This window comes from Pauljensenia sp. UMB6358 (assembly GCF_030216865.1).
Lineage (GTDB): Bacteria > Actinomycetota > Actinomycetes > Actinomycetales > Actinomycetaceae > Pauljensenia > Pauljensenia turicensis_A.
In genome coordinates, this window is sequence record NZ_JASOMS010000289.1 from 1 (window position 1) to 234 (window position 234).

1 pseudogene is annotated in these 234 nt (G+C 62.0%); it reads left to right on the plus strand.

Going from position 1 to position 234, the window contains the following annotated elements:
* A pseudogene (locus QP381_RS09490) lies at positions 1–234 on the plus strand (IS256 family transposase); the annotation flags it as partial.

A 234-nucleotide genomic window follows, 5' to 3' on the forward strand; every position in this document is an offset into this window, starting at 1 on the left:
AAGCGGCGCTTCAAGTGGTGCTGGCTCGTTGATGTGCCTGACCCCACCGCCGGCCACCACAAGCGGATCTACGACCAGGTATTTCTCGATGGCACCTACACCGCCGGTGGCTGCCTGATCGTCGCGGCGACCATCGACCACGTGATCGCCTGGCACTGGTGCAAACACGAAACCACCCGCGACTACCAACTGCTGCTTGAACGCATCGAAGCCCCACTCATCGCCGTCATCGAC